General features: G+C 69.1%; 20 protein-coding genes and 1 pseudogene. 13 read left to right on the top strand and 8 right to left on the bottom strand.

Translation table 11 applies throughout. The features are described from left to right. The first annotated feature begins 4 nt into the window (after positions 1-4). The 5 genes from MFF55_RS14425 (at position 5) to murD (ending at position 7,261) form a co-directional block, all read left to right on the top strand. On the top strand, positions 5-1,798 hold the full coding sequence (locus MFF55_RS14425) for a peptidoglycan D,D-transpeptidase FtsI family protein (protein ID WP_238244801.1): 1,794 nt from the start codon (positions 5-7) through the stop codon (positions 1,796-1,798). Beyond that, a complete protein-coding gene (locus tag MFF55_RS14420) occupies positions 1,795-3,267 on the top strand; it encodes a UDP-N-acetylmuramoyl-L-alanyl-D-glutamate--2,6-diaminopimelate ligase (protein WP_238244800.1) in 1,473 nt (490 codons plus the stop codon). The genes MFF55_RS14425 and MFF55_RS14420 overlap by 4 nt, the downstream gene beginning before the upstream one ends. Beyond that, on the top strand, positions 3,264-4,739 hold the full coding sequence (locus MFF55_RS14415; protein ID WP_238244799.1) for a UDP-N-acetylmuramoylalanyl-D-glutamyl-2,6-diaminopimelate--D-alanyl-D-alanine ligase: 1,476 nt from the start codon (positions 3,264-3,266) through the stop codon (positions 4,737-4,739). Before MFF55_RS14420 ends, MFF55_RS14415 begins: the two co-directional genes overlap by 4 nt. Before the next feature lie 70 nt (positions 4,740-4,809). Next, positions 4,810-5,895 (top strand): phospho-N-acetylmuramoyl-pentapeptide-transferase, encoded by a 1,086-nt coding sequence (gene mraY, locus MFF55_RS14410; RefSeq protein WP_238244798.1) that lies wholly within the window; start codon positions 4,810-4,812, stop codon positions 5,893-5,895. A 4-nt stretch (positions 5,896-5,899) separates the two neighbouring features. Then, entirely contained in the window at positions 5,900-7,261 is a 1,362-nt protein-coding gene (murD, locus tag MFF55_RS14405) for a UDP-N-acetylmuramoyl-L-alanine--D-glutamate ligase (protein WP_238244797.1), read from the top strand. Between the two features lie 46 nt (positions 7,262-7,307). On the opposite strand, the gene MFF55_RS14400 is transcribed toward murD, so the two are convergent. Further along, the gene (locus MFF55_RS14400; protein WP_238244796.1) at positions 7,308-8,810 is read right to left on the bottom strand and encodes a phosphomannomutase/phosphoglucomutase; all 1,503 of its coding nucleotides are present in this window, start codon (positions 8,808-8,810) and stop codon (positions 7,308-7,310) included. Between the two features lie 92 nt (positions 8,811-8,902). Continuing rightward, positions 8,903-9,430 carry a retropepsin-like aspartic protease family protein gene (locus tag MFF55_RS14395; protein WP_238244795.1) on the bottom strand — a complete coding sequence of 176 codons (528 nt, stop codon included), beginning with the start codon at positions 9,428-9,430 and terminating at the stop codon, positions 8,903-8,905. 349 nt (positions 9,431-9,779) lie between these two features. Between MFF55_RS14395 and MFF55_RS14390 the strand changes: the two genes are divergently transcribed. The 4 genes from MFF55_RS14390 (at position 9,780) to MFF55_RS14375 (ending at position 13,662) form a co-directional block, all read left to right on the top strand. Continuing rightward, the gene (locus MFF55_RS14390; protein ID WP_238244794.1) at positions 9,780-10,469 is read left to right on the top strand and encodes a 50S ribosomal protein L25/general stress protein Ctc; all 690 of its coding nucleotides are present in this window, start codon (positions 9,780-9,782) and stop codon (positions 10,467-10,469) included. Positions 10,470-10,567: 98 nt separating this feature from the next. After that, complete coding sequence (gene pth / locus MFF55_RS14385) at positions 10,568-11,191, top strand: aminoacyl-tRNA hydrolase (RefSeq protein ID WP_238244793.1); 624 nt, start codon at positions 10,568-10,570, stop codon at positions 11,189-11,191. A gap of 375 nt (positions 11,192-11,566) precedes the next feature. Continuing rightward, entirely contained in the window at positions 11,567-12,664 is a 1,098-nt protein-coding gene (ychF, locus tag MFF55_RS14380) for a redox-regulated ATPase YchF (RefSeq protein ID WP_238244792.1), read from the top strand. A gap of 8 nt (positions 12,665-12,672) precedes the next feature. Further along, positions 12,673-13,662 (top strand): MaoC family dehydratase, encoded by a 990-nt coding sequence (locus MFF55_RS14375; protein ID WP_238244791.1) that lies wholly within the window; start codon positions 12,673-12,675, stop codon positions 13,660-13,662. A 28-nt stretch (positions 13,663-13,690) separates the two neighbouring features. On the opposite strand, the gene mtnA is transcribed toward MFF55_RS14375, so the two are convergent. The 5 genes from mtnA to trmD form a co-directional block, all read right to left on the bottom strand. Further along, positions 13,691-14,788 (bottom strand): S-methyl-5-thioribose-1-phosphate isomerase, encoded by a 1,098-nt coding sequence (gene mtnA, locus MFF55_RS14370; protein ID WP_238244790.1) that lies wholly within the window; start codon positions 14,786-14,788, stop codon positions 13,691-13,693. A 4-nt stretch (positions 14,789-14,792) separates the two neighbouring features. Beyond that, positions 14,793-15,656, bottom strand: a complete 864-nt coding sequence (gene bla, locus MFF55_RS14365) for a class A beta-lactamase (protein ID WP_238244789.1) — start codon at positions 15,654-15,656, stop codon at positions 14,793-14,795. A gap of 59 nt (positions 15,657-15,715) precedes the next feature. Continuing rightward, positions 15,716-17,308 carry a phosphoglycerate dehydrogenase gene (gene serA, locus MFF55_RS14360; RefSeq protein WP_238244788.1) on the bottom strand — a complete coding sequence of 531 codons (1,593 nt, stop codon included), beginning with the start codon at positions 17,306-17,308 and terminating at the stop codon, positions 15,716-15,718. Between the two features lie 202 nt (positions 17,309-17,510). Next, positions 17,511-18,683, bottom strand: coding sequence for a phosphoserine transaminase (locus tag MFF55_RS14355; protein WP_238244787.1), 1,173 nt, complete (start codon positions 18,681-18,683; stop codon positions 17,511-17,513). 205 nt (positions 18,684-18,888) lie between these two features. Then, on the bottom strand, positions 18,889-19,605 hold the full coding sequence (trmD, locus tag MFF55_RS14350) for a tRNA (guanosine(37)-N1)-methyltransferase TrmD (protein WP_238244786.1): 717 nt from the start codon (positions 19,603-19,605) through the stop codon (positions 18,889-18,891). A 229-nt stretch (positions 19,606-19,834) separates the two neighbouring features. Between trmD and MFF55_RS14345 the strand changes: the two are divergent. The 3 genes and pseudogenes from MFF55_RS14345 to MFF55_RS14335 all read left to right on the top strand — a co-directional run bounded on the left by MFF55_RS14345 (position 19,835) and on the right by MFF55_RS14335 (position 23,340). Beyond that, positions 19,835-21,519 (top strand): annotated as a pseudogene (locus tag MFF55_RS14345) (methyl-accepting chemotaxis protein). A gap of 86 nt (positions 21,520-21,605) precedes the next feature. Next, positions 21,606-22,367 (top strand): class I SAM-dependent methyltransferase, encoded by a 762-nt coding sequence (locus MFF55_RS14340; protein ID WP_238244785.1) that lies wholly within the window; start codon positions 21,606-21,608, stop codon positions 22,365-22,367. 187 nt (positions 22,368-22,554) lie between these two features. Next, positions 22,555-23,340, top strand: coding sequence for a bestrophin-like domain (locus tag MFF55_RS14335; protein WP_238244784.1), 786 nt, complete (start codon positions 22,555-22,557; stop codon positions 23,338-23,340). 512 nt (positions 23,341-23,852) lie between these two features. Here the strand turns inward: MFF55_RS14335 and MFF55_RS14325 are convergent. Next, entirely contained in the window at positions 23,853-24,902 is a 1,050-nt protein-coding gene (locus MFF55_RS14325) for a PAS domain-containing protein (RefSeq protein WP_444980375.1), read from the bottom strand. 371 nt (positions 24,903-25,273) lie between these two features. Here MFF55_RS14325 and MFF55_RS14320 point away from each other — a divergent pair. Beyond that, a partial coding sequence (locus MFF55_RS14320) for a PAS domain-containing protein (RefSeq protein ID WP_238244783.1) occupies positions 25,274-26,708 on the top strand: 1,435 nt, incomplete at its 3' end.

The raw sequence follows: 26,708 nt of genomic DNA, 5'->3' as shown, positions 1-26,708 counted from the left end.
CCCCGTGTCCGAAGGCGCTTCCACTGAAACCGTGCAGGATCCGGACGCGGAGACCGTCGTCGCAGAGCCGGCGCGGCCATTCCTCGACACGTTCCGCGCGATGTTCCGTCTCGCGATCGAGCGCAGCCATGCCCGCGTCGGCCTCGTCGGGCTCGGCTTCGCCGCCGTCTTCGCTACGATCGGCGTGCGGCTCGTCACGATGGCGGCCTTTCCCGTCCGCGACGGTTCCGAGCAGCGGGTGGCGGCCTCGGCCAATACCGCCTTCCGGCCCGACATCGTCGATCGCAACGGCGAGATCCTGGCGACCGACATCCGCACGGTCTCGGTCTTCGCCGAGCCCAAGAACATCTACGACAAGGACGAGGCGGTCGAGCTCCTCACCGCCGTCCTGCCCGAGGTGAACGCCACGGAGCTGCGCGCCAAGCTCTCGACCAAGAAGGGCTTCGTCTGGGTCAAGCGCGAGATCACCCCGAAGCAGCAGGCGGAAGTCCACAGGCTCGGCATCCCCGGCGTCGGGTTCCTGCCAGACCACAAGCGCGTCTACCCGAACGGGGTTGCGGCCGCCCACATCCTCGGGGTGACGAACCTCGACAATGCCGGCATTGCCGGCATCGAGAAGTACATCGACTCGCGCGGCCTGAAGGACCTCAACAGCCTCGGCTTCGTCTCGAAGCAGACCGACCTGAAGCCCGTCCAGCTCTCCCTCGACCTGCGGGCGCAACACGCGCTGCGCGACGAGCTCGCCTGGGGCGTCGGCCACTTCAAGGCCAAAGCCGCCGCGGGCCTCATCCTCGACGTGAACACGGGCGAGGTGATCGCGCTCGCCTCCCTGCCGGACTTCGATCCGAACGAGCCCGCGGACGCTCAGCTGCCCGACCGGATCAACCGGATGAATGTCGGCGTCTACGAGATGGGCTCGACCTTCAAGGCGATGACGCTGGCGATGGCGCTCGATTCCGGCAAGTACAACGTCAACTCGACCTTCGACACCCGTGGCGGCGTGCTGAGCTGGGGCCGCCAGAAGATCCACGAGTATCACGGCACCAACCGTGTCATCACGATGCCGGAGGTGTTCACGCATTCCTCGAACATCGGTTCGGCCAAGATGGCGCTGGGCGTCGGCGTGCCCGGGCACAAGGCCTTCCTGAAGAAGATGGGCCTCCTCGACCGAATGCGGACCGAGCTGCCGGAGAGCGCCGAGCCGATCGTCCCGGGGCGCTGGACCGAGATCAACACGATCACCATCGCCTTCGGTCACGGCCTCGCGGTGGCGCCCCTCCAGGCTTCCGCGGCCGTCGGCGCCATCGTGAATGGCGGCGAACTCATTACCCCGACCTTCCTGAAGACCGACGAGGCGACGGCGCGCGCAAAGGCGGTGCGGGTCCTGCAGCCGCAGACCAGCGAGGCGATGCGCTTCATCATGCGCCTCAACGCCACGGAAGGCTCCGCGCGCAAGGCTTCGGTGCCCCTCTATTACATCGGCGGCAAGACCGGCACGGCGGAAAAGGTGATCAACGGGCGCTACGTGAAGAACCGCCTGTTCACGACCTTCATGGCGGCGGCACCCATGGACAAGCCGAGATATCTCTTCGTGACGCTCATGGACGAGCCGCAGGGCCTGCCCGAGACGGGCGGCTACGCCACCGCCGCCTGGAACTCGGGTGTGGTCACGGGACGCGTGATCGAGCGCGTCGCCCCCGTCCTCGGCCTGCCCCCGCAATTCGAGCCGCCGGTGAAGCCCTTCCCGCTGATGGTGAAGCTCGGCGCCTACCACGCGACGCAGGTCGACGGGCGATGACCGAGCCGACGCTCGGCGATCTGCTGCCCGAGGCGGCAAAGACCCCGGCCTCGAACCGTCGCGTCCATGGCATCACGGCGGACAGCCGCCGTGTCGTCTCCGGCGGCGTCTTCGTCGCCGTGCCGGGCACCGTCGTCGACGGCCGGACCTTCGCGAACAAGGCCTTCGAGGCCGGCGCCGCGGCAATCGTCGGCGAGGGCGAGCGGCCGGCGGATCTTGCACCGGACGCCGTCTGGGTGGCCGTGGCCGATGCCCGCCGGGCGCTCGCCCTCGTGGCGGCCCGGTTCTGCGGGCGCCAACCCGACACCATCCTGGCCGTGACCGGCACGAGCGGAAAAAGCTCGGTCGCCGATTTCGTCCGCCAGATCCTGCAGCGGCTAGGACGGGAATCCGCCAGCCTCGGGACGGTGGGCATCGTCACCGCCAAGGGCACGGCCTACGGCTCGCTGACCACGCCCGACCCTGTGACGCTCCACCAGACGCTGGCGAGGCTGGTCGAGGAGGGCATCACCGATCTTGCCATGGAGGCCTCCTCCCACGGCATCGAGCAGCGCCGGCTCGACGGGGTCCGGATCAAGGCGGCCGGTTTCACCAATCTCGGCCGCGACCATCTCGACTACCATCCGACCATCGAGGCCTACCTCGAAGCCAAGCTTCGCCTCTTCACCGAGCTGCTGCCTGCGGGCGCCCCGGCGGTGGTCAACGCGGACGGCGCCTATGCCGATCGCGTCACGGAGGCGGCGCGTCGGGCGGGCCACGAGGTGATGACCACGGGCCGCGCCGGAACGGACCTGACGCTCCTCGATGCGCGCACCGAAGGCTTCTCACAGGTCCTGACGATCGCTGCGGGGAGGGGAGGCGAGACACGGCACCTCGTGCGCCTGCCCCTCGTCGGCGCCTTTCAGGTCGAGAACGCCCTGGTCGCCGCCGGCCTCGTGATGGCGGCGACCGGCACGAGTGCGACGGCGCCGATCCTCTCGGCCCTCGAACATCTCACGGGCGTGCCCGGCCGCATGGAGCGGGTCGGCGAGGTCAACGGCGCCCTCTGTCTCGTGGATTACGCCCACAAGCCCGAGGCGCTCGACAGCGTGCTCACCGCTCTCCGGCCCTTCGCCACCGGCCGCCTGACCTGCGTCTTCGGCTGCGGCGGCGACCGCGACCGCGGCAAGCGGCCGATCATGGGTGCCATCGCCGCCGAGAAGGCCGATCTGGTCATCGTCACGGACGACAATCCGCGGACCGAGGACCCTGCCGCCATCCGCGCCGCGATCCTCGCCGCGGCGCCCGGCGCCCGCGAGATCGGTGATCGCGCCGACGCGATTCGAACAGCCGTGCGAGGCCTCGCGCCCGGCGACGTGCTCGTCGTGGCCGGCAAGGGCCACGAAACCGGCCAGATCGTCGGGACAAGCGTGCTGCCTTTCTCGGATCACGATGCGGTCCGGGCGGCGATCGCGGAGCGGCAGACATGACCACCCCCCTGGCTGAAGCTCCCCTCTGGACGCCCGATGCCCTGATCGCCGCGACCGGCGGCACCCTGCACGGCATCCTGAAACCCATCACCGGCGCCTCGATCGACACGCGGACGCTGCAGCCAGGCGACCTGTTCTTCGCCATCCGCGGCGAGGCCCGCGACGGTCACGACTTCGTCCGTGACGCGCTGTCTCGCGGCGCCGGCGCGGCCGTCGTCGAGGCGGCGCGGGCCGGGGAGTTCGCAGGCGCGGGCGGCGTCCTGGCGGTCCCTGCCGGAGCCGACGATCCCGTCCTGGGCGCCATGCGTCGGCTCGGGCAGGCCGCCCGCGAGAGAACCGGCGCGGCCATCGTCGCGGTGACGGGTTCCGTCGGCAAGACCGGCACGAAGGAGGCCCTGCGCCACGTGCTCGCGGCGCAGGGGCCGACGCACGCCTCGCTCGCCTCCTACAACAACCATTGGGGCGTGCCGCTGACCCTGACGCGGATGCCGGCCGCGAGCCGCTTCGGCGTCTTCGAGATCGGCATGAACCACGGCGGCGAGATCGTGCCGCTGACCCGCATGGTTCGGCCCGACATTGCGCTGATCACGACGGTCGAGCCCGTCCATATCGAGCATTTCCGCTCCCTCTCCGCCATCACCGACGCCAAGGGCGAGATCTTCTTCGGGCTCGAGCCCTGCGGCGTCGCCATCGTCAACCGGGACAACCCGAATTTCTCGCGCCTGCTCGCCCACGCCCTGGCCTCGCGGGCGGGTCGCGTGATCAGCTTCGGCGAGCATCCGGAAGCGGATGTGCGCGCGCTGCGCATCGTCCTGCGTCCGGACCTATCCATCATCGACGCGACGGTCATGGGGATTCCCGTCACCTACCAGCTCGGCACCCCGGGCCGGCACGTTGCCATGAACTCACTTGGCGTCATGGCCGTCGTTCACGCGCTCGGCGCCGACCTCGCCCGCGCCGCGCTCTCTCTTGCGGGTCTGAAGCCTCCGGTCGGGCGCGGTGAGCGCACCATGCTGTCCGTCGGCGACGGCGAGGCCGTGCTGGTCGACGAGAGCTACAATGCCAACCCGGCCTCGATCCGGGCGGCGCTGGCGACCCTTGCTTCCCTCGACATCGGTTCCCGCGGCCGCCGCATCGCCGTGCTCGGCGACATGCTGGAGCTCGGTGGCTCGGCGGAGGAGCATCATCGCGACCTCGCACAGGCGGTCGAGGCGAGCGGGATCGACCTCGTCTTCACGGCAGGGCCGCTGATGGGGCACCTGTTCGAAGCGCTGCCGCTCAGCCGCCGCGGCATCGCGGCCCTGAATTCGGCCGACCTCGTCGATCCTGTGCTCGGCGCCCTGCGCCCGAGCGACGCCGTCATGGTGAAGGGCTCGAACAGCATCCGCATGGGCCGGATTGTCGAAGCCCTCAAAGCCCGCTACGCGAGCCCGGAAAGCGGGCGCGAGTCGTCGAAGGCGGCGGCTCCCTGATCCAGGGGCCGAGGCCCGCGGCCTTCCGGACCCGAGCCATCCTCCTGAAACTCACCGCGATCGAGTCCCGATGCTGTATCTCCTGTCGGACCTGAGCGGGACGCTCTCGCCCCTCAACGTCTTCCGCTACATCACTTTCCGGACCGGCGGCGCGCTGTTCACGGCGGGCCTGTTCGTGTTCTGGTTCGGGCCCTGGATCATCTCGCTGCTGCGCCTGCGCCAGGGCAAGGGCCAGCCGATCCGCGAGGACGGGCCGCAGACCCACCTGCTCACCAAGCGCGGAACGCCGACCATGGGCGGGCTGATGATCCTGGCCGGCGCCATCGTTGCGATCTTGCTCTGGGCCAACCCGCGCAACCACTACGTCTGGATCGTGCTCACCGTGACGCTGGGCTTCGGGGCGATCGGCTTCTACGACGACTACCTCAAGGTCACGAAGCAGTCGCACAAGGGGTTTTCCGGCCGCTTCCGCCTGCTCCTCGAGGCGGCCATCGCGATCGCGGCCTGCACGCTGATTGCAGTCTACTCGCCGCCGGCGCTGCAGAACCAGCTCGCCTTTCCCGTCTTCAAGGACGCGCTGCTGAACCTCGGCTGGTTCTACGTGCTGTTCGCCGCCTTCGTGATCGTGGGCTCGGGCAACGCCGTGAACATGACCGACGGCCTCGATGGGCTCGCCATCGTCCCCGTTATGATCGCCTGCGGCACCTTCGGCGTGATCGCCTACCTCGTCGGCAACGTCTTCACGGCGGGCTACCTCCAGGTGAACTACGTCCGCGACACCGGCGAACTCGCGGTCGTCTGCGGCGCGGTGATCGGGGCGGGGCTCGGCTTCCTCTGGTTCAATGCGCCGCCGGCCCAGATCTTCATGGGCGACACCGGCTCGCTGGCGCTCGGAGGTCTCCTCGGCACCATCGCGGTGGCGACGAAGCACGAGATCGTGCTCGCCATCGTCGGCGGGCTGTTCGTGCTGGAGATGATGTCGGTGATCATCCAGGTCGCCTCCTTCAAGCTGACGGGCAAGCGCGTCTTCCGAATGGCGCCGATCCATCACCATTTCGAGCAGAAGGGCTGGAAGGAGCCGCAGGTCGTGATCCGGTTCTGGATCATCGCCTTCATCCTGGCGCTCGCCGGGCTCGCGACCCTGAAGCTGCGCTAGTGCCATGACGCCCGTCATCACCTTCGCGGGCCGCACCGTCGCCCTGTTCGGGCTGGGCGGCTCCGGGCTTGCCACGGCCCTGGCGCTGCAGGCGGGCGGCGCCCGCGTCGTCGCCTGTGACGACAGCCCGGAGAGCATGGCGCGGGCGCAAGCTCAGGGCGTTGTGACCGGCGATCTGCGCGATGCGGATTGGTCGGCCTTTTCGGCGCTCATCCTGTCGCCGGGCGTACCGCTCACCCATCCCGAACCGCATTGGACCGTTGCCCTCGCGAAGCGCGCCGGCATCGAGATCATCGGCGACATCGAGCTGTTCTGTCGCGAGCGTCGCGCCGTTGCGCAGGGATCTCCCTTCATCGCCATCACCGGCACCAACGGCAAGTCGACCACGACGGCCCTGATCGCTCACGTCCTCGCCCATGCCGGCTGGGATGTGCAGATGGGCGGCAATATCGGCACGGCGATCCTCTCGCTGGCCCCACCGGCTGCGAACCGCGTCCACGTGATCGAGATGTCCTCGTTCCAGATCGACCTGACGCCCACCCTCGATCCGAGCGTCGGCGTCCTCCTCAACATCACGCCGGATCACCTCGACCGACACGGGACGATGGAGAACTACGCGGCGATCAAGGAGCGGCTGATCGTAGCTGCAGATCTTGCGGTCGTCGGGATCGACGACGAGCCGAGCCGCGCCATTGCCGAGCGTCGGAAGGGGGCGCTCGTGCGCATTCAGGTCGCCGAAGGGTCCTCGGCTCCTGACACCCTGACGGCTAGGGCTGCGGCGGTGTATGGAACGAACGACGAGCGCCTGGCGGATCTCGACGGAATCGGCACGTTGCGGGGCGCACATAACTGGCAGAATGCCGCCATCGCCATTGCCACGGTCCGGGCACTCGGGGTGACGGGTCCGGCGCTCGACGCGGGTCTACGCTCCTTCCCCGGCTTGCCGCACCGCATGGAGCCCCTCGGGCATCGCGGCCGCGTGCTCTTCGTCAACGATTCCAAGGCGACGAACGCCGATTCCACGGAAAAAGCGCTCTCCGCTTTCCGCGACATCCATTGGATCCTCGGCGGTAAGGCGAAGGAGGGCGGCATCGCGCCGCTCTCGCCCCTCTTCGACCGCGTGGCCCACGCCTACCTGATCGGCGCCGCGACGGAGGCCTTCGCCGCGACGCTCGAGGGCAAAGTGCCCTATACCCGCTGCGGTACCCTGGACGTTGCGACGAAAGCCGCCGCCGAGGCCGCGGCGGCCTCGGATGCGCCTGAGCCCGTGGTGCTTCTCTCCCCGGCCTGCGCCTCGTACGACCAGTTCAAGAGCTTCGAGGAGCGGGGCAACCGTTTCCGGGATTACGTCCGCGCCCTCGCCTGACCGGGCGACGCGCGTTGCACGCCGCTCGGGCGGGCATGACGGTACCTCAGATCGTCTGGTTGTAGACCCCGACTTCCGGGTTCTCGCGCAGGACTGTGTCGACGGCCTTGAACATCTCGCGCAGCCGCGCGTCGGAGACCGGGCTCTCGATGACAACGACGAGTTCGGGCTTGTTGGACGAAGCGCGCACCAGACCCCAGGTGCCGTCCTCCGTCGAGACGCGCACGCCGTTGACGGTGACGAGGTCGGTGATCGCGGCGCCGCCGATGGTCTCGCCGGCCTCCTTCATGCGCGTGAAGCGCTCGGTCACCTTCTCGACGATCCCGTACTTCACCTCGTCGTCGCAATGGGGCGACATGGTGGGCGAGCCCCAGGTCTTGGGCAGGGCACGATAGAGGTCGGCCATGGAGGCGCTGGGATTGCGGTCGAGCATCTCGATCACGGCGATGGCCGTCAGCAGGCCGTCGTCGTAGCCCCGCCCGATCGGCTCGTTGAAGAAGAAGTGCCCGGACTTCTCGAAGCCCGCCAGCGCGCCGAGCTCGTTCACCCGACGCTTGATGTAGGAGTGACCCGTCTTCCAGTAATCCGCCTTCACGGCCTGCGCCTGGAGCTCGGGGTCGGTCTTGTAGAGGCCGGTCGACTTCACGTCGACGACGAAGGTCGCGCCGGGGTGGAGCTTGGAGAGGTCGCGGGCTAGCATCACGCCGATCTTGTCGGCGAAGATCTCCTCGCCCTCGTTGTCGACGACGCCGCAGCGGTCGCCGTCGCCATCGAAGCCGAGGCCCACATCGGCGCCCGTCTCCCGCACCTTCGCGGCGATGGCGTGGAGCATCTCCAGGTCTTCAGGGTTCGGGTTGTAGCGGGGGAAGGTGTAGTCGGGCTCGACATCGAGCGGAATCACTTCGCAGCCGATCGCCTCGAGCAGCCGCGGGGCAAAGGCGCCGGCGGTGCCGTTGCCGCAGGCGGCCACCACCTTGAGCTTGCGCGTGATCGGCTTGGCCCGGGCCTTGAGGTCGGCGAGGTAGGTCTCGGCGAAGCCCTCGACGAACTCGTAGGAGCCGCCGTCCCGGTACTGATAGGTGCCGCCGAGCACGATCTCCTTCAGGCGCCCCATCTCGGCGGGGCCGAAGGTCATGGGCCGGTTGGCGCCCATCTTCACGCCGGTCCAGCCGTTGTCGTTGTGCGAGGCCGTGACCATCGCCACGCAGGGGCAATCGAGGGCGAACTGGCCGAAATAGGCCATCGGCGAGAGCGCGAGGCCGACATCCTTCACCCGGAGGCCCGCCGCCTGCATGCCAGCGATCAGCGCGAGCTTGATCGAGGAGGAATAGCCGCGGAAATCGTGGCCGGTCACGATGTCAGGCCGCACGCCCATCTCGTGCACGAGCGTGCCGATGCCGAGCCCCAGCGCCTGCACGCCCATCAGGTTGATCTCCTTCGGGAACAGCCAGCGGGCGTCGTATTCCCGGAAGCCCGTCGGCTTCACCAGGGGGAGTTGCTCGAACTCGAAGGTGTTGGGCGTGAGCGAAGCGTGCGGCTTGGGGAACATCGCGGGCCTTTGTCACGAGAGGTCGAGGCGTCACCGCGACTTACCGGAACGGACCCTTGAGGGAAAGGCCGCAGCCCCTCCGCGGGGAGCGCTCACCCGCGCAGGGTGAGGCGGCCCTTATTCATGTTCACGTCGCTGAGCCGGCGCAGGAAGGACATGCCGAGCAGGCTGGTCGACAGGCGCCCGCGCGGGACCACGACGGCCTCCACGTCCCTGACGCTGATGGCGCCGACCCGGATCATCGGGATGCGGACGTAGGCGGCGGCCACAGTGCCGTTCGCCGTCTGGATCTTGCGGGTGAAGTCCCGCTCGTAGACCCGGATACCGACCCGCTCCGCATCCTCCTCCGAGAAGGCGCAATGGGTGGCGCCGGTATCGACCAGCATGCGCAGGGGCATGCCATCGACGGTCGCCTGCGTGGAGAACTGCCCCTTCGCGTCGGCATGAAGGATCAGGGCATTGGACGACGTCTCGGGCGCGGAGGCCGCCTGCACCTGCAGGGCAGCCGCCGTGATCGGCGCCGGTTGCGAGCGCGGCCGGTCGAACCGCTCCGCGAGGCCGACGCCCCACACGGCGGCGCAGGCCGTCACGCCCAGGGCCCAGAAAATCGGTCGCGTCATGGCATCCGCTCGCTCGTCTGCGCGGACGGTCGGCCGACTCCCTGAACAAAGGGTCAGCGCCGTGCCCGAAATCGCGGGACATCGCGGCCATGCGGGGAGCATGGTTTCCCTGACCTCACCTCGACTTCAGGAATTGCGGTCGACCTCACGGCGGGACCGTCGCCCGCCATGTTCTGGGTGCCGTGCACGGCGCCCGCGACGTTGCGCTCGGGGCCTCTTGCGGCTATAGGCTCCCCGCGCCCGCCAGACACCCTTGGAGGCACGGGCGCAGTCGGGGTCGGTTGGGCCGTCCGTTTCGGGCGGCCTTCGTCGTTTACTCGGCACCATCATCAACGCAAAGGATCACGCCATGAGCGCCGTAAAGCCGCTTGAGGCCGTGGCACGCGACCGGGTCGGCAAGGGGGCCGCCCGGGCCGTTCGTCGCCAGGGTCAAGTTCCCGCCATCATCTACGGTGGCGGTCAGCCGCCGCAGCCCATCGCCATCGACCTCGTCCGCACGCGCACGCTGATCTATGCCGGCGGCTTCAAGACGACGCTGTTCGAGATCGATGCCGGCGGCAAGAAGACCCGCGCGATCCCCAAAGACTTCCAGCTCGACCCCGTGAACGGCGTGCCGCTGCACGTCGACTTCCTGCGCGTCGTGGCCGGCCAGACCCTCACCGTCGAGGTGCCGGCGCATTTCGTGAACGAGGATGCAGCGCCGGGCATCAAGCAGAGCGGCGGCACGCTGAACATCGTGCTGCATACTCTGCCCCTCGAAGTGCCGGCCGATGCGATCCCCGACGCGATCGAGATCGACCTCACGGGCCGCGCGATCGGCGACTCCATCCATATCTCGGATGTGACGCTGCCGGCCAACGCGACCTTCGCGGGCGACCCCGACGCTCCGATCGCCACCATCGTGCCGCCGACGGTGCTCGGCGCCGAGGTCGAAGCCGAGGAGGCTGCGATCGCCGAGGCCCAGGCCAGCGAAGCGGCCGAGGAGAAGGCCGAGGACGCGCCCGAAGAGGCTGCCGAGAGCGAGAAGAAGGAGGATTGAGGCGCGGGGGCGGTTTCGCCCTCGTCTCGACCCACCCTACGGATGCCCCGGCCGCGAGGCCGGGGCATCTTTTCGTTCAACGCCACGGAGCGTTCGCCATGCGGCTCATCGTCGGCCTCGGCAACCCGGGTCCGCGCTACGCGAGGAACCGGCACAATATCGGCTTTCTCGCCCTCGACGAGATCGCGCGGATGCATCGGGCGAGCCCGTGGCGGCGCAAGTTCCAGGGCGAGATCGCCGAGGCGAGTCTCGGCTCCGAACGCGCGATCCTGCTCAAGCCCCAGACCTTCATGAACGAATCCGGCCGCTCGGTCGCGGAAGCGCAACGCTTCCACAAGATCGCGCTGTCCGACGTCATCGTTCTGCACGACGAGCTCGACCTCGCCCCGGCCAAGATCCGGCTGAAATCCGGCGGCGGCAATGCCGGCCATAACGGTCTTCGTTCGATCACCGCGCAATGCGGCAACGATTATCGCCGCGTTCGCCTCGGCATCGGCCATCCCGGCGACAAGGCCCTGGTCCACACCTACGTTCTCAACGACTTCGCGAAGTCGGAGCACGCCTGGGTCGAAGACCTCTGCCGAGCCATCGCCGAGCACGCCGCCCTGATGGCATCCGGCGACGATGCCGGGTTCCAGAACAAGGTCCATCTCGCCATGGCCGGCCGCGGCTGGGACGGCGTCAAGGGTATCGGCGAGCGCGCCAGCGATCCCAGGAATTGACACGAAAGCACGGGGACAGGTTATCGGCTCGCTGAGCGGATGGTCTGCGATCAAGATCGTGGTCGTAACGATGGACGAGAGCCTTCGACATCATGCGCGAGGCGCCGCAGCGCGCGATGGCAAGGGGTGGGCGCTGGGTGGGACTGATCTTGATCTCCCTACCGATCTTGGTCGCATTGATGACGCCTGGTCGCTGTACGAGCGGACCGGCTTCCAATAGTGGGATGGCATCATCCTTGGAGCCGCGATCCGGACGGGGTGCCGCCTCCTTCCCTCCGAGGAGGACCAGCACGGCCGGGACATCGCAGGCACTGCCATCGTGACCCCGTTTCGGGCTCCTCCTGAGACGATCCTGCCAAATTCCTGAGGACGATCATGGGCTTCAAATGCGGCATCGTCGGCCTGCCGAACGTCGGCAAGTCGACCCTCTTCAACGCGCTGACGCAGACGGCCGCGGCGCAGGCGGCGAACTATCCGTTCTGCACCATCGAGCCGAATGTCGGCGAGGTCGGCGTGCCCGATCCGCGCCTCGACGATCTCGCCAGGATCGCCGCCTCCAAGGAGATCATCCCGACGCGGCTCACCTTCGTCGACATCGCCGGCCTCGTGCGCGGCGCCTCCAAAGGGGAGGGGCTCGGCAACCAGTTCCTCGCCAATATCCGCGAGGTCGACGCCATCGCCCACGTGGTCCGCTGCTTCACCGACGGCGACGTCACCCATGTCGAGGGCAAGGTCGATCCGGCCGCCGACATCGAGACGATCGAGACCGAGCTGATGCTGGCCGACCTCGACAGCCTCGAGAAGCGCGTCGTCGCCCTGGAGAAGAAGGCCAAGGGCGCCGACAAGGAGGCCAAGGAGACGCTTGACCTCGTCCAGCGCGCCCTGCCGCTGCTGCGCGAGGGCCGGCCCGCCCGCCTCGTCGAGCGCAAGCCGGAGGAGGAGCGCCTGTTCCAGAGCCTCGGTCTGATGACGGCCAAGCCGGTGCTTTACGTCTGCAACGTCGACGAGGCCGACGCCGACAAGGGCAACGCCTATTCGGATGCTGTCATGGCCCGCGCCAAGGCGGAGGGCGCCAAGGCCGTCGTGGTCTCGGCCAAGATCGAGAGCGAGATCGCGGTGATGCCGGGGGCCGACCAGGCCGAGTTCCTGGAGGCGGTCGGGCTGACCGAGCCGGGCCTCAACCGCGTCATCCGCGCCGGCTACGATCTCCTCGGCCTCATCACCTACTTCACCGTCGGGCCGAAGGAGGCCCGGGCCTGGACCATCGAGAAGGGCACGCGGGCGCCGGCCGCCGCCGGCGTGATCCACACGGATTTCGAGAAGGGCTTCATCCGGGCGGAGACCATCGCCTTCGCGGATTACACCGCGCTCAAGGGTGAGGCTGGTGCCCGGGACGCGGGCAAGCTGCGGCTGGAGGGCAAGGAGTACGTGGTGCAGGACGGCGACGTGCTGCATTTCCGCTTCGCCAACTGAGCCGGCCGATGACCGGCATCGCCTTCGAGGATTTCACCCCCGGCACGGTGATCGAAACCGACTCTATCACCGTGAGCCGCGACGAGATCGTCGCCTTCGCGGCCGAGTTCGATCCGCAGCCCTTTCACCTCGACGAGGCCGCGGCGGAGGCGACCTTCGTCGGCACCCTGATCGGCTCCGGCTGGCAGACGGCCGGGCTCGGCATGCGCCTTCTCCAGGCCGGAATCTTCCGCGGTGCGAGCTCCATGGGCTCGCCGGGCGTGACGGAGCTGCGCTGGCTGCGCCCAATCCTGCCCGGCGACAGCCTTCACGCGTCCGTGCGGGTGGAGGATTGCCGGGTCTCCAATTCCAAGCCGGACCGCGGCTTCGTCCGCTTCGCCATGACGCTCCTGAACGGCCGCAACGAGCGGGTGATGACCCAGGCCTTCCAGGTGATGTTCCCCCGCCGCGGCAGGGACGCCCTGCCGCCCCGTGCCGTCACGCTCGCGGAGCCCGAGCCGGTGATCGAGGGCGACGACGCGGAGCCGCTGCACTTCCTGAAGGACGCCCCGCTCGGGCAGACCCGCGACCTCGGACGATACGTCTTCACGCAGGAGGCCATCGTCGCCTTCGCCCGCGCCTACGACCCGCAGGTCTTCCACCTCGATCCGGAGGCGGCGCGGCAGACCCATTTCGGCGCGCTCTGCGCGTCCGGCTGGCACACGACGGCCGCCTGGATGAAGCGCCTGCACATCACCCGCGCGCGCGACATGGCCCTGACCGCGGCGTCCGGTCCGGTACCGCAGCTCGGCCCCTCGCCGGGTTTTCGCGATCTCCGCTGGCTCGCCCCGGTCTATGCCGGCGACACGCTGCGCTACACCTGCACGCTCACCGACCGCCGCGCCACGGCCTCGCGTCCGGGCTGGGGTCTCGCCACCCACCACAACACCGCCGAGAACCAGCGCGGCGAGAAGGTGTTCGCGTTCACCGGCTCGGTGTTTTGGCAGTGGGAGCCGTGACCGAGGGCTTCGTCCCCGCCGTCATCGTTCAGGCCGCAGCGCGCCGCTCCGGGTAGAGTCCGAGCAGCCCCTCTGCATCGGCCCGGGCCACGCCGCGCTCGGTGATAATGCCGGTCACGAGACGCGCCGGCGTGACGTCGAAGGCGGGGTTGGCGACGGGGCTGCCCGGCGAGACCACCTCGACGGTCGCGAAACCGCCATCGGCGAGGCGCCCGGTGAGATGCGTGACCTCGCGGGCGTCGCGCTCCTCGATTGGGATGTCCCGTACGCCATCCATGAGCGTCCAGTCGATGGTCGAGAAGGGCAGCGCCGCGTAGAACGGCACGCCGGTGTCGCGGGCGGCCAGCGCCTTCAGATAGGTGCCGATCTTGTTGCAGACGTCCCCGGAGGCCGTCGTGCGGTCGGAGCCGACGAAGCAGATGTCGACCTCGCCGTGCTGCATCAGGTGCCCGCCGGCATTGTCGGCGATCACGGTGTGCGGCACGCCGTGGGCGTTCAGCTCGAAGGCGGTCAGCGCCGCGCCCTGGTTTCGGGGCCGGGTCTCGTCGACGTAGACATGGACCGGCACGCCGGCATCGTGCGCGACGTAGATCGGGGCCAGCGCCGTGCCCCAATCGACGGTCGCGAGCCAGCCGGCGTTGCAATGGGTCAGCACGTTGATCCGCCGTCCCTTGGCGGCCGCGTGCTGGGAGAGAATCCGGGCACCGTGCTCGCCGATCGCCCGGCAGCTCGCCACGTCCTCGTCGGCGATGCGGCCGGCTTCCGCGAAGGCCGCGCCCGCCCGCTCGTCCTCGGGCAGGCGGCGCAGGAGGGCGGCGACGTGGTCGAGAGCCCAGCGCAGGTTGATGGCGGTGGGCCGGGTGGCCCCGAGCTCGGCCACGGCTCGGTCGATCCCCGCATTGGAGGCGTCCTCGCGCATGGCCAGCGCCAGCCCGTAGGCGCCGGTCACCCCGATCAGCGGGGCGCCGCGCACGATCATGGTGCGGATGGCCTCGGCCGCCTGGGCCGACGTCGCGAGGCGCTTCAGCTCGAAGGCGAAGGGCAGGCGGGTCTGATCGATGACTTGGACCGACGCGCCGTCGGCATCGGGGAAGATGGTGCGATAGGGCTGGCCGCCGATCTTCACTGTTCTAACCTCCCAGAAGCTCGGCCGCGATGCGACCGACCTCGGCCAGCACCGCCTCGCGCTGCTCGGCCGGTGCCGAGGATTCGGCGAAATAGGCGGCGATGAGGAGCGGCCCCTGACCCGGCGGCCAAGCCACCGCCACATCGTTCGTCGCGCCGTGCGAACCAGTGCCGGTCTTATCGCCGATCCGCCAGCCCTCGGGAAGACCGGCGCGCAGCCGTCGGCCGCCGGTCTTGGACGCGACGAGCCACGTCGCGAGCTGAGCGCGTGAGGCAGGCGTCAGCACGTCGCCGAGGATGAGGCGGCGGAGCATCTCCAGCATGGCGCCCGGCGTGGTGGTGTCGCGAGGATCACTCGGCGTCGCCTCGTTCAGGGCCGTCTCCCTTCGGTCCAGACGAGTCACCGCGTCGCCGAGACTGCGCAGATAGGCGGTCAGGCCTGCAGGGCCGCCCTGCCGATCGAGGAGAAGGTTGGCAGCCGTGTTGTCCGAGAGCGTGATGGCGGCGTCGCAAGCCTCGGCGATGGTCAGGCCCGTGCCGAGCCGCGTCTCGGTCATCGGAGAGTAGGTGACGAGGTCCTGCCTCGTCACGGTGATCGGGGCGTCGAGCCGGTCCTCGCCGCGATCGACGCGCGACAGGGCCTGCGCGCCGGCGAGCAGCTTGAAGGTGCTGCAAAGCGCGAAGCGCTCCTCGGCGCGATAGCCGATCCGGCGTCCCGAAACCGTGTCGAGCATGGCGACGCCCAGGCGTCCGTCCGCCTTCTGCTCGAGGGCGGCGAAGCGGGCTTCCGGTCCGGCAGCGCGGACCGGGCTCAGGATGAGCGCACCCGTCCCCGCGAGTGCCGTGCGTCGGGTAATCCCTCGGACCATTCGTGGGCTCCTGTCCGGGACGCCCTCGCCCGAGCCGGTGGCCCTTTTGCGGCGGTGTCTCAGAAGTTCACGGGCCGAACCCGCTTCACCTGCGGGATGGCGGCGATCTCGGCGAGCACGTCCGGCGGGACCGGAGCATCGACGGCGCAGAAGCAGATGGCGTTGCCGCCTTCCGTCTCGCGTCCGAGATTGAAGGTCGCGACGTTCACCCCGGCCTCGCCGAGCACGCTGCCGAAGCGGCCGATGAAGCCCGGCTTGTCGTGGTTGCGCACGTAGAGCATGTGCGGCGCGAAGGCCGCGTCGATGGCGATGGAGCGGATCTCGACGATGCGCGGCTTGCCGTCGTGGAACACGGTGCCGGCCGCGTCGCGGGGCATGTCCTCGGCATCGACGGTGATGTGGACGAGCGATTCGTAGTCGCTCGCGCCGCCCTCGCGCTTCACCTCCTCGACGACGATGCCGCGCTCGCGGGCGATGGCCGGCGCGGAGACCATGTTGATGTCCTGCAGGAACGGCCGCAGCACGCCGGTGACCGCCGCCGCCGTCAGCGCCCTCGTGTTCATGCCGGCCACCGCACCCTCGTAGGTGATGCGGATGCCGCGCACCGGCGCGTCGGTGAGCTGACCGAGGAAGGAGCCGAGCTTTTCCGCGAGCGCCACGAAGGGCTTGAGGCGCGGCGCTTCTTCCGCCGAGATCGAGGGGAAGTTGATCGCGTTGGTGATCGCGCCCTGCAGCAGATAGTCGGACATCTGCTCGGCCACCTGCAGCGCCACGTTCTCCTGCGCCTCGTTGGTCGCGGCGCCGAGATGGGGGGTGCAGATCACGTTCGGGTGCCCGAAGAGCGGGTTCTCCGTGGCGGGCTCGGTCACGAACACGTCGAAGGCCGCGCCGGCGACATGACCGCTGTCGAGGGCGGCGCGCAGGGCAACCTCGTCGACGAGGCCGCCGCGGGCGCAGTTGACGATGCGCACGCCGGGCTTCGTCTTCGCGAGGTTCTCGGCCGAGAGGATGTTGCGGGTCTTCTCCGTCATCGGCACGTGGAGCGTGATGAGATCCGCCCTCGCCAGCAGCGCATCGAGCTCCACCTTCTCGACGCCGATCTCGATCGCCCGCTCCGGCGAGAGGTAGGGATCGTAGGCGATCAACTTGAGCTTCAGGCCGATCGCCCGGTCGGCGACGATGGCGCCGATATTGCCGCAGCCGATCACGCCGAGCGTCTTGCCCGTGAGCTCGACGCCCATGAACCGGTTCTTCTCCCATCTGCCGGCCTGCGTCGAGGCATCGGCCTGCGGGATCTGGCGGGCCAGCGCCAGCAGGAGCGCGATGGCGTGCTCGGCGGTGGTGATCGAGTTGCCGAAGGGCGTGTTCATCACGATCACGCCCTTGGCGGTCGCGGCCGGCACGTCGACGTTGTCGACGCCGATGCCGGCCCGGCCGATCACCTTGAGGTTCGCGGCCTCGGCGAGCAGCTTGGCCGTCGCCTTGGTGGCGGAGCGGATCGCCAGCCCGTCATACCGGCCGATGATGCGGGCGAGCGCCTCCTTGTCCTTGCCGAGATCGGGCTGGAAATCGACCTCGATGCCGCGATCCCGAAAGATCTGAACGGCAGCGTCGGAGAGGGCGTCGGAAATGAGAACCTTGGGAGCGGGCATGATGGCCTCCGGCTCTTGAGGGAAGGGGATTTCTGATGGCGGGTGGCGTGCATTTTCCCTCCCCCTCTGCGGGGGAGGGCGGCCCTCGCGTCAGCGAGGGGCGGGAGAGGGGAGCACAGGTTTTTCTGGAGAGGTCGCGGTCCCCTCTCCCGCCTGCTTCGCAGGCACCCTCCCCCGCAGAGGGGGGAGGGTTGATCTCAATTCAGGCCGCCGCAGCGAGCAGCTTCGCCTTCTCGGCCGCGAAAGCCCAGTCCAGCCAGGGCGTAAGCGCCTCGAGGTCCGAGGCCTCGACGGTCGCCCCGCACCAGATGCGCAGGCCGGGAGGCGCATCGCGGTAGGCGCCGAGATCGTAGGCGACGCCCTCCGCATCGAGCCGCTCCACCATGCCCTTGGCGACCGCGGCCACGACGGCGTCGCCCTTGGCAAGCACGTCGGGGTCGGTGATCACGAGGCAGACGCCCGTGTTGGTGTAGGTCGATGGGTCGACGGCGAGGTGGCCGATCCAGGGGGTGCGCGCGACCCAGTCGTGGATCACCCCGGCGTTGCGATCCGCACGGGCGAAGAGCGCGTCGAGGCCGCCGATGGACTCGGCCCATCTCAGGGTGTCGAGGTAATCCTCGACCGCCAGCATCGAGGGCGTGTTGATGGTCTCGCCCTTGAAGATGCCCTCGATGAGCTTGCCGCCCTTCTGCAGGCGGAAGACCTTGGGGATCGGCCAGGCGGGGGTGTGGCTCTCGATGCGCGCCACGGCGCGGGGCGAGAGGATCAGCATCCCGTGCGCGGCCTCGCCGCCCATCACCTTCTGCCAGGAGAAGGTCGTGACATCGAGCTTGTCCCACGGCAGCGGCATCGCGAAGGCGGCCGAGGTAGCGTCGCAGATCGTGACGCCGTCGCGGTCGTCGGCGATCCAGTCCGCGTGGGGGATGCGGACGCCGGCGGTGGTGCCGTTCCAGGTGAAGACGACGTCGTTGCGCTTGGTGTCGATGGCGTCGAGGGCCGGCAGAACGCCGTGCTCGGCGGTGCGCACGAGCGGCGCGATCTTGAGTTCCTTCAGCGCGTCGGTGACCCATTCGGCCCCGAAGGAATCCCAGGCCATGACCTCGACGGGCTTCGGCCCCAGCATGGACCACATCGCCATTTCGACGGCGCCGGTGTCGGAGGCGGGCACGATGCCGATGCGGTAATCAGCCGGGACGCGCAGGATTTTGCGTGTCCGCTCAATGGCTTCGGCGAGCTTCGCCTTGCCGATCGCGGAGCGGTGGGAGCGGCCGAAGGGCGCGTCGGAGAGCGCTTGAAGGTTCCAGCCGGGGCGTTTGGCCGTGGGGCCAGACGAGAAATTGGGCACGCGGGGGCGCGCGGTGGGGCGGTTCGACATCTGATCCATCCTTACAGATGGGCGCCTCCCGTTGGGGGGAGGTGTCCCGTCGCCGGGGATGATCCAGATGATCGGTCCGGTCAAGCGCCGGCCGGCCACACTCGGCGAAAAGCGCACCGGGCGGTGATCAAGACGCCAGCCGTGATCAATCCGAACATGCGCGTTCTCGCCTCGAAATTGCACATGATCACGCCTGCTATGCGCCTCAGACCACGTCGGTCAGCAGATCCGGGCGGCGCTCGCGGGTCAGGCGCAGGCTCTCGGCCTCGCGCCAGCGGCGGATCGCGGCGTGGTTGCCGCCCATCAGCACCTCGGGGATCGCGCGGCCCTCCCAGTCCCGGGGCCGGGTGTAGTGCGGGTATTCGAGCCGGCCGGATTCGAAGCTCTCCTCGACGCCCGATTCGGCCCGGCCCATGACGCCGGGCAGGAGCCTCACGCAGGCGTCGAGGACGATCATCGCGGCGGGCTCGCCGCCGGAGAGCACGTAGTCGCCGATCGAGACCTCCTCGAGCCCGCGCCCGGCGATCACCCGCTCGTCGACGCCCTCGAAGCGGCCGCAGACGAGGACGAGGCCGGGGCCTTCGCTGAGACTGCGGACGCGTCCTTGCGTCAGCGGCCGGCCGCGCGGGCTCATGAGGAGGCGGGGGCGCGGGTCGCCGGCGGGAACGGCGGCATCGATCGCGGCGGCGAGCACGTCGCAGCGCAGCACCATGCCGGCGCCGCCGCCGGCCGGCGTGTCGTCGACGGCGCGGTGGCGGCCGAGCCCGTGGGCGCGGATGTCGTGGGCGTCCAGCGCCCAGATCCCCCGGGCCAGCGCGTCGCCCGAGAGGGAGAGCCCGAGGTGCCCCGGGAACATCTCGGGGTAGAGGGTCAGCACCGTCGCCCGCCAGGGCGGGACGGGGGAGGGAAGGGCGCAATCCATGGATCCGGTGTGGCGTGCGGGAGCCTTGAGCGTCAACGTTCCCGGGCTGGGCGCTGCCTGCCCCGACCCCGTTCCTCCGGACGATCGACGCCTTCCGATGCCGGTTCTGCCGCGCCGATGCGCAATGATCGGCCGGGATAGAGACACAAATCCATCGATCGACGCGTCAACGGAAACTTCATTCGGATCGGTTGAATCTCATCCAAGTTCGAGGGGATTTCATTGGTCCATGTTTAACATCACAATTGGCAAGAAGCTTGGCATCTCGTCGGGTATCGCGGGACTGCTCGTTGGCATCATGCTCTTTGGCGAATACATCGCCAACACCAATACAGGGCATCTCACCGAAGCCCTCGTGCGTGAGCAGACGATTCTCGAAAGCATTGCCGGCGCCAATGTTGCGCTGAGCCGAATGGAAACCGGCTACAAGACCATCGACTTCGCGCGTTCGCCGGCCGAGGCCGCGAAGGCGGTCGCCGACAGCAAGGCCGAGGCCGTCAAGGCGGCGCGCGAGCTGGAGCGCCCGATCGCGATCGCGCTGAAGCCCGACGTCCTGAAGGCGGCGCAGCACGACCTGACGCGCCTGGCCGCGATGATCGAGGATTTCGCGCGCGTCGGACGCGCGGACCTGCGCAACCAGGCCGTCGATGCCGCCGCCGTCGGCGCCATCCGGCAGTCGATCCAGGCCCTCCTCGCGGATGCGGGCAAGCAGACCGACGAGGCGCTGACGAACGCGCGCCGCTTCACCAACGAAGCGAGCACCGAGGTCGGGGAACATCTCACGCTCGCGACGCGGGTCGGCGTGACCGCCCACTCCGTTACCATCGTGATCCTGTTCGCGTCGGCCCTCTACCTGATGATGAACATCACGCACCCGCTCCGGTCGCTGGTCCGGTCCCTCGACCGCATGGCGCAGGGCGATTTCGGCGTCGACATCGCGGAGGCCGCGCGCGGCGACGAGATCGGCACGGTCGGACGCTCCGTCGAGGCCATCAAGGTCCAGGCCCAGCGCAAGGCCGCCGAGGAGGCGGAGGCGCGCCTGACCGCCGACGCCGTCGCGGCCCGCGACCGGCAGAGTGCGATGCAGGACATGGCCGACCGGTTCGAGGCCGCGGTGGGCAGCATCATCGGCCAGGTCTCGGCTTCCGCCGCCGAGCTGCAGGCGACGGCCGAAGTCATGACCTTGACGGCGACGCGGACGGCCGGTCCACGACCGTGGCCGCCGCCGCCGAGGAGGCGAGCACCAACGTCACCATGGTCTCCGCGGCGGCCGAGGAGCTGGGGAGCTCCGTGGCCGAGATCGGCCGCCAGGTCGGCGGGTCGGCCGACCTCGCCAAGCGCGCCGTGGCCGAGGCGGCCGCGACCGCGGACCTCGTGCACGAGCTGAGCGCGGCGGCGTCCCAGATCGGGGACGTCGTGGCGATGATCTCGACCATCGCCGGCCAGACCAACCTGCTGGCGCTCAACGCCACCATCGAGGCGGCGCGTGCCGGCGAGGCCGGCCGGGGCTTCGCCGTCGTCGCCACCGGGGTCAAGGAGCTCGCCGCCCAGACCTCGCGCGCGACCGACAAGATCGGCGGGCAGATCACCCGCATCCAGGGCTCGACCGGGCAGACGGTCGCGGCGATCACGGGAATCGCCGACCGCATCCGCGAGATCAGCGGCATGGCGGTCGTCATCACCGACGCCGTCGACCAGCAGGGCGCGGCGACCCAGGAGATCGTCCGCAACGTCGCCCAGGCCGCTTCCGGCGTCGGCGACGTGACCAGCAACATCTCGGGCGTCGCGAGCGCCGTGGAGGAGACGGGCCAGGCCGCGCGGCAGGTCCTCGATTCCGCCTCGGAACTGTCCCGCCAGTCCGGGCACCTTAGCGCGGAGGTCGCCCGGTTCCTCGCCACCGTCCGGGCCGCCTGAGGCGACAGGCGGCGCGCCGGGCCACGCGGTCCGGCGGGCGTCTTGACGCAAGCGCATCCCCGCGGGCCTCCGAGCGTTATGGGGTAATGGCTCACGCAGGACGCTTTCCCCTCGCCGCCGCGACGGCGGCTTTGCTGGTCGGGCTCTGCCTGGCGGCGCCGGCTCGGGCCGAGCCGCTGGCGCCCCCGGGCGCGCCGGCCCAGGCCTTCCCGAAGCCCGACCGGCCGGTGGCCGAGATCATCACCTCGGTCTGGGCGCCGGAGGCGGGGCGGGACAAGGCCGACGAGGTCGGCCAGGTCGCGCGCCTCATGCGGATCACGCCCGGCGAGACGGTGGCCGATATCGGCGCGGGCTCCGGCTACTACACGGTGCGGCTCGCCGAGCGCGTCGGGCCGGGCGGCCAGGTCTTCGCCGAGGACGTGATCCCCCGCTACCTTAAGGAGCTCGGGGCACGGGTCGCCAAGAGCGGCCTCACCAACGTGCGCGTAGTGCGCGGCGAGGCCCACGACCCGCGGCTGCCGCCGGCCTCGGTCGACGCGGCGGTGCTCGTCCACATGTACCACGAGATCAGCCAGCCCTTCGGCCTGCTCCACAACCTGGCGGCGGCGATGAAGCCGGGCGGGCGCGTCGGCATCGTCGACGAGGACGACATCCCCTCCCGCCACGGCACCCCGCCGGCGCTGCTGCGCTGCGAGCTCTCGGCGGTCGGCTACCGCGAGACCGGCTTCCACAAGCTCGAGGGCGGCAGCCACTACCTCGCGATCTTCGAGGCCCCGGCGCCGGAAGCCCGGCCGGACCCCAGGACGATCAAGCCCTGCAAGGACGAGACGACGCGCAAGGGGCGGTGAGGGCTCCCCTCCCCCTCGTGGGGAGGGTCAGGGGTGGGGGTGGCTGGCCGACCCTGCCGCTCACCAAGCGGAACCACCCCCACCTCCGGCTTCTCCCCACAAGGGGGAGGAGAGGTGCTTCCATTCACCCTTCCGTAGCCCCACTCCCTTACGCTCACCGCCGTCGCAACCGGCGCGAGGCGCGCACGTGATCCTGGGTGCTTGGCTCGACCAGCCGGTCTGGCTCATCTTCACGCTTCTCGGGGCGAGCTTCGCCGTCGTGAGCGGGCTGCTCTGGCTCGTCTCGAACCTGCGCCCGACGCAGCCCTTGCTGCGCAGGCTCGGGCTCGGCATCGTCGCTCCCTACTTCAACGCCATCTCGGTGATGCTCGCCCTGCTCACGAGCTTCGTGGCCAACGACGCCTGGGAGCGGCAGCGCCAGGCGAGCCGCATCGTCCAGTCCGAGCGGACGAACCTGCTCGCCGCCCACGATCTCAGCCTCGCCACGGCCTCGGACATGAGCGACATCCGCAAGCGGCTCCTCGCCTATGCCGAGGCGCTGATCGCCGACGAATGGCCGAGGATGACGGAGGGTGCCTCCTCGAACGCGGCCGGCGAGGCGCTCGGCGCGCTGATGCAGGCGGTGGCCGATCCGCGCCACACGACGGAGGCGGGCGCACCCGCCCACGCCGCGCTGCTCGACGCCGTGATGAACCTGCGCGCCGCCCGCGGCGAGCGCCTGGCGCTGAGCGACGCCCAGGGCGACCAGTCGAAATGGCTGACCCTCATGGTGCTGGCGGGCCTGACGCTGATCGCGCTCGCCCTGATCCACGTGGACAAGCCGGTGCCCCAGGCCGTGACCCTCCTGCTGTTCTCGGCCGCGATGGTGACGACGCTCGGCGTCATCGCGTTGCACGAGCGGCCTTTCGACGGGCCGTTGGCGTTGAGCGCGGCGCCGTTGGAGAGTGCGCGAATGGTGATGGCAAAGCGGTAGGGCCTTGGACGCTCGGCTTCGTCTGTAACAGGGTCCGAACTCAATCAGCTTGCCCGTGTGGAGGTCTGCTACGGGCAGCAACCGGACTGGCCTTTCGCCCCTAAGCGGACGTTCCGCCTCGACGAAAACTGGCCGGAGAAGCCTCGCCTCGTCGTCACGCGAAGCGGACGTTCGCATGATGGACGACATGAGTACTCCTTGCATGCCTGCACGAAGTAAGCGACCTCCGCTCGCCGGAGGGACAGATTTGCCTTGGCCTTGAAGGGTCGACGGGCCCTGGGGGCAACCGCCATCTGCGAAACTACACGGTGACAGAAGATCGCGTTTGGCTGATGGGAAAACATCCAATTTTCGACCCACGCTGTTGATAAGCAATACGTATTTTTGTGGAGAGTGGAAAATATAAATCTAGATTTCGTTGAAATATCATTTGAATGATGAAAATGTTTACGCCTGAAGTCGCGGATTTTTAATCCGTAAAAATCTTGCGCCCGCATCTGAAAACCATGCTATCATTTGCTCAGACGGGGTGGTTGCCGTATGCTTGCCTCGGTGCAATGCCATGCGTCGCACCCCTGTGAAGCTGTTTCTCGTGCCGGATGCCGGCGTCTTCCAGGAGCGCGCCATGCCCTTCCAAAACACCCCTCCTCCCCCGGCTTCTTGCCCAGCACCTCCGCCTGCGCGTAGCCGGTGAGCCGCTCGAAGCCGCCGTTGACGTAGAGGATGCGCTGCTGGGGGTCCGTGACGATGACGGAGTTGTCCGTCTCGTTGGCGACCAGCGAGAGAAGCTGGAACTGCCGGCGCTTGGCGACCTCGGCCGTGATGTCGGTGGCGAACTTCACGACCTTGATGGGCCGTCCGGCCGGGTCGAGGATCGGGTTGTAGGTGGCCTGGATCCAGATCTCCCCACCGCCCTTGGCGATGCGGCGGAACTCGGCGGCCTGGAACTCGCCCCGGCGCAGGGCCGCCCAGAACGCGCGGTACTCCTCGCTCTCGCGCTCGGCCGGATCGACGAACATCCGGTGGTGCTGGCCCTGGACCTCCTCGAGCCCGTAGCCGACCACGGCGAGGAAGTTGGCGTTGGCGGTCAGGATCGTGCCGTCGAGGGCGAATTCGATGATGCCCTGAGACCGGCCGATGGCGGCGACCTTGCCGGTGGAATCGGCGTTGCTCAGCTTCTGCGCGGTGATGTCGCTGGCGAACTTGACGATCTTGCGCGGGCGCCCGGTCGGCCCGAGGATCGGGTTGTAGGTCGCCTGCAGCCAGATCTCGCGCCCGCCCTTGGCGACCCTGCGGTACTCGCCGGCCTGGAACTCGCCGCGACCGAGGGAGGCCCAGAAACCGCGATAGGCCTCGCTCTCCCGCTCGGCCGGGTCGACGAACATGCGGTGATGCTGGCCCTTCACCTCCCGCAGGCTGTAGCCGACGGCCGCCAGGAAGTTCGCGTTGGCCGTCAGGATGGTGCCGTCCAGCGCGAATTCGATGACCGCCTGGGAGCGATCCAGGGCCGCGAGCTTCGCTGCGACGTCCGTGCTGAAGAGTGCCACGACAAGACCCGTCAATTCGCCTAAAGGCCAAGGCGTGGCGGCGAAGGATAGGGAACCGCAATCCCACCTAAGCGCCGGTTAACGGGCCGGTATTTTCTACATAAGTTTGTTTTCGCGGACAGATGAGGGTCGAGCGGCGCGCCGTCTGCTGGTTTCGGGCGTCCGGCCCGGAGGATGGAGACTTGATTGTACAGGGCAAAACAGTCGTGGCGGCTCGACAACCCGAGGCTGTAGAGCCCGCGCGAGGATCTCCTCGTGCTTTTACTGGTGAACCGGGAGGGGACGCGCGCCCGGCTGACCTGTCCCCGGGCGCACCCGCATCGCCGCCCCGATCGCGACAACATCGCGGTGGAAAGCCGCGCGTTGTCTGGTAGAGCCTCCGCCCCATGAGTGACTTCGCCAAACCGCCGGACCCGCGGGCGATTCCGGAGCAGGTCGAACGGGACGAGGCGCGGATCAGCGCCGAGATAGCGGGTACGGATGGGGGGATTGATCCCTTCGTCGCGGCCGTGCACGCCACGCGCATGCCGATGATCATCACGAACCCGCGGCTGCCCGACAACCCAATCGTCTTCGTCAACGACTCGTTCTGCCGCCTGACCGGCTACGATCGCGACGAGATCGTGGGGCGCAACTGCCGCTTCCTGCAGGGACCGGAGACCGATCCGGCCGTCGTGCAGAAGCTCCGCGAGGCCATCGCCGCGCCGCGCGCCGTTGAGACCGACATCCGCAACCACCGCAAGGACGGTACGCCGTTCTGGAACCGGCTGCTCATGGCGCCGGTCCACGACGCCGCCGGCAAGCTGGCCTACTTCTTCGCCAGCCAGCTCGACGTGACGCTGGAGCGGGAGCGCGTGACCGCCCTCGAGAGCGAGAACGCGGCCCTGACGGCCGAGCGGCAGGCCGACCGGGAACGTCTCGCCTTCAGCGAGGAATCGCGGAACCTCGCCATCGAGGCGGCCGAGATCGGCACCTGGGATTTCAACCCGTTCACCGACGTGCTGACCTGGTCGGACCGCACCAAGGCGATGTTCGGCATCTCGTCGGACGCGCCCTGCAGCATCGACGACTTCTACGCCGGGCTGCACCCCGAGGATCGCGAGGCGACCGCCGCGGCCTTCGCCTCGGCCCTCGATCCCATGAAGCGGGCCACCTACGACGTGGAGTACCGCACGATCGGCCGGGAGGACGGCCTCGTGCGCTGGGTTGCCGCCAAGGGCCGGGGCATGTTCGACGAGACCGGCCGCTGCGTGCGGGCACTGGGCACCGCGATCGACATCACCGCGCGGCGCCGGGCGCAGGAGGAATCGCGGGAGAACGAGGCCCGCCTCAGCTTCCTTGACGCACTGGGCCGGGCCACCGTCACCAGCACCGACGCCGACGCCATCCTGGCCACCACGACGCGGATGGTGGCGGAGCATCTCGGCCTCTCGAACTGCGCCTATGCCGACATGGACCCGGACGAGGACGGGTTCACCATCCGCGGCGACTGGGCGGCCGAGGGCTCGCCGAGCATCGTCGGCCATTACAGCCTCGCTGATTTCGGGCAGCTCGCGGTGCGCAACCTCGGCGCCGGCGAGCCGCTGATCATCAACGACAACCTCTCCGAGCTCCCGCCCGAGGAGGCGGCGACCTTCCAGGCCATCGGCATTACCGCCACGATCTGCATGCCGCTGACCAAGGAGGACCGGCTGACCGCCCTCATGGCGATCCACGACCGGGTGCCGCGGGCCTGGACCCCCTACGACCTCAACCTCATCCGCGAGGTGACGGAGCGCTGCTGGGCCCATATCGAGCGCGTGCGCGCCGACGCGGCCGTGA

It is taken from the genome of Methylobacterium iners (assembly GCF_022179305.1).
Lineage (GTDB): Bacteria > Pseudomonadota > Alphaproteobacteria > Rhizobiales > Beijerinckiaceae > Methylobacterium > Methylobacterium iners.
This window is presented reverse-complemented; position numbering and strand designations above follow the sequence as displayed.

Coding starts and splice junctions, on each gene's coding strand:
- MFF55_RS14420 (WP_238244800.1), top strand. CDS start 1,795: ATGACCGAGCCGACGCTCGGCGATCTGCTGCCCGAGGCGGCAAAGACC.
- MFF55_RS14415 (WP_238244799.1), top strand. CDS start 3,264: ATGACCACCCCCCTGGCTGAAGCTCCCCTCTGGACGCCCGATGCCCTG.
- mraY (WP_238244798.1), top strand. CDS start 4,810: ATGCTGTATCTCCTGTCGGACCTGAGCGGGACGCTCTCGCCCCTCAAC.
- murD (WP_238244797.1), top strand. CDS start 5,900: ATGACGCCCGTCATCACCTTCGCGGGCCGCACCGTCGCCCTGTTCGGG.
- MFF55_RS14400 (WP_238244796.1), bottom strand. CDS start 8,810: ATGTTCCCCAAGCCGCACGCTTCGCTCACGCCCAACACCTTCGAGTTC.
- MFF55_RS14395 (WP_238244795.1), bottom strand. CDS start 9,430: ATGACGCGACCGATTTTCTGGGCCCTGGGCGTGACGGCCTGCGCCGCC.
- MFF55_RS14390 (WP_238244794.1), top strand. CDS start 9,780: ATGAGCGCCGTAAAGCCGCTTGAGGCCGTGGCACGCGACCGGGTCGGC.
- pth (WP_238244793.1), top strand. CDS start 10,568: ATGCGGCTCATCGTCGGCCTCGGCAACCCGGGTCCGCGCTACGCGAGG.
- ychF (WP_238244792.1), top strand. CDS start 11,567: ATGGGCTTCAAATGCGGCATCGTCGGCCTGCCGAACGTCGGCAAGTCG.
- MFF55_RS14375 (WP_238244791.1), top strand. CDS start 12,673: ATGACCGGCATCGCCTTCGAGGATTTCACCCCCGGCACGGTGATCGAA.
- bla (WP_238244789.1), bottom strand. CDS start 15,656: ATGGTCCGAGGGATTACCCGACGCACGGCACTCGCGGGGACGGGTGCG.
- serA (WP_238244788.1), bottom strand. CDS start 17,308: ATGCCCGCTCCCAAGGTTCTCATTTCCGACGCCCTCTCCGACGCTGCC.
- MFF55_RS14355 (WP_238244787.1), bottom strand. CDS start 18,683: ATGTCGAACCGCCCCACCGCGCGCCCCCGCGTGCCCAATTTCTCGTCT.
- trmD (WP_238244786.1), bottom strand. CDS start 19,605: ATGGATTGCGCCCTTCCCTCCCCCGTCCCGCCCTGGCGGGCGACGGTG.
- MFF55_RS14340 (WP_238244785.1), top strand. CDS start 21,606: ATGGCTCACGCAGGACGCTTTCCCCTCGCCGCCGCGACGGCGGCTTTG.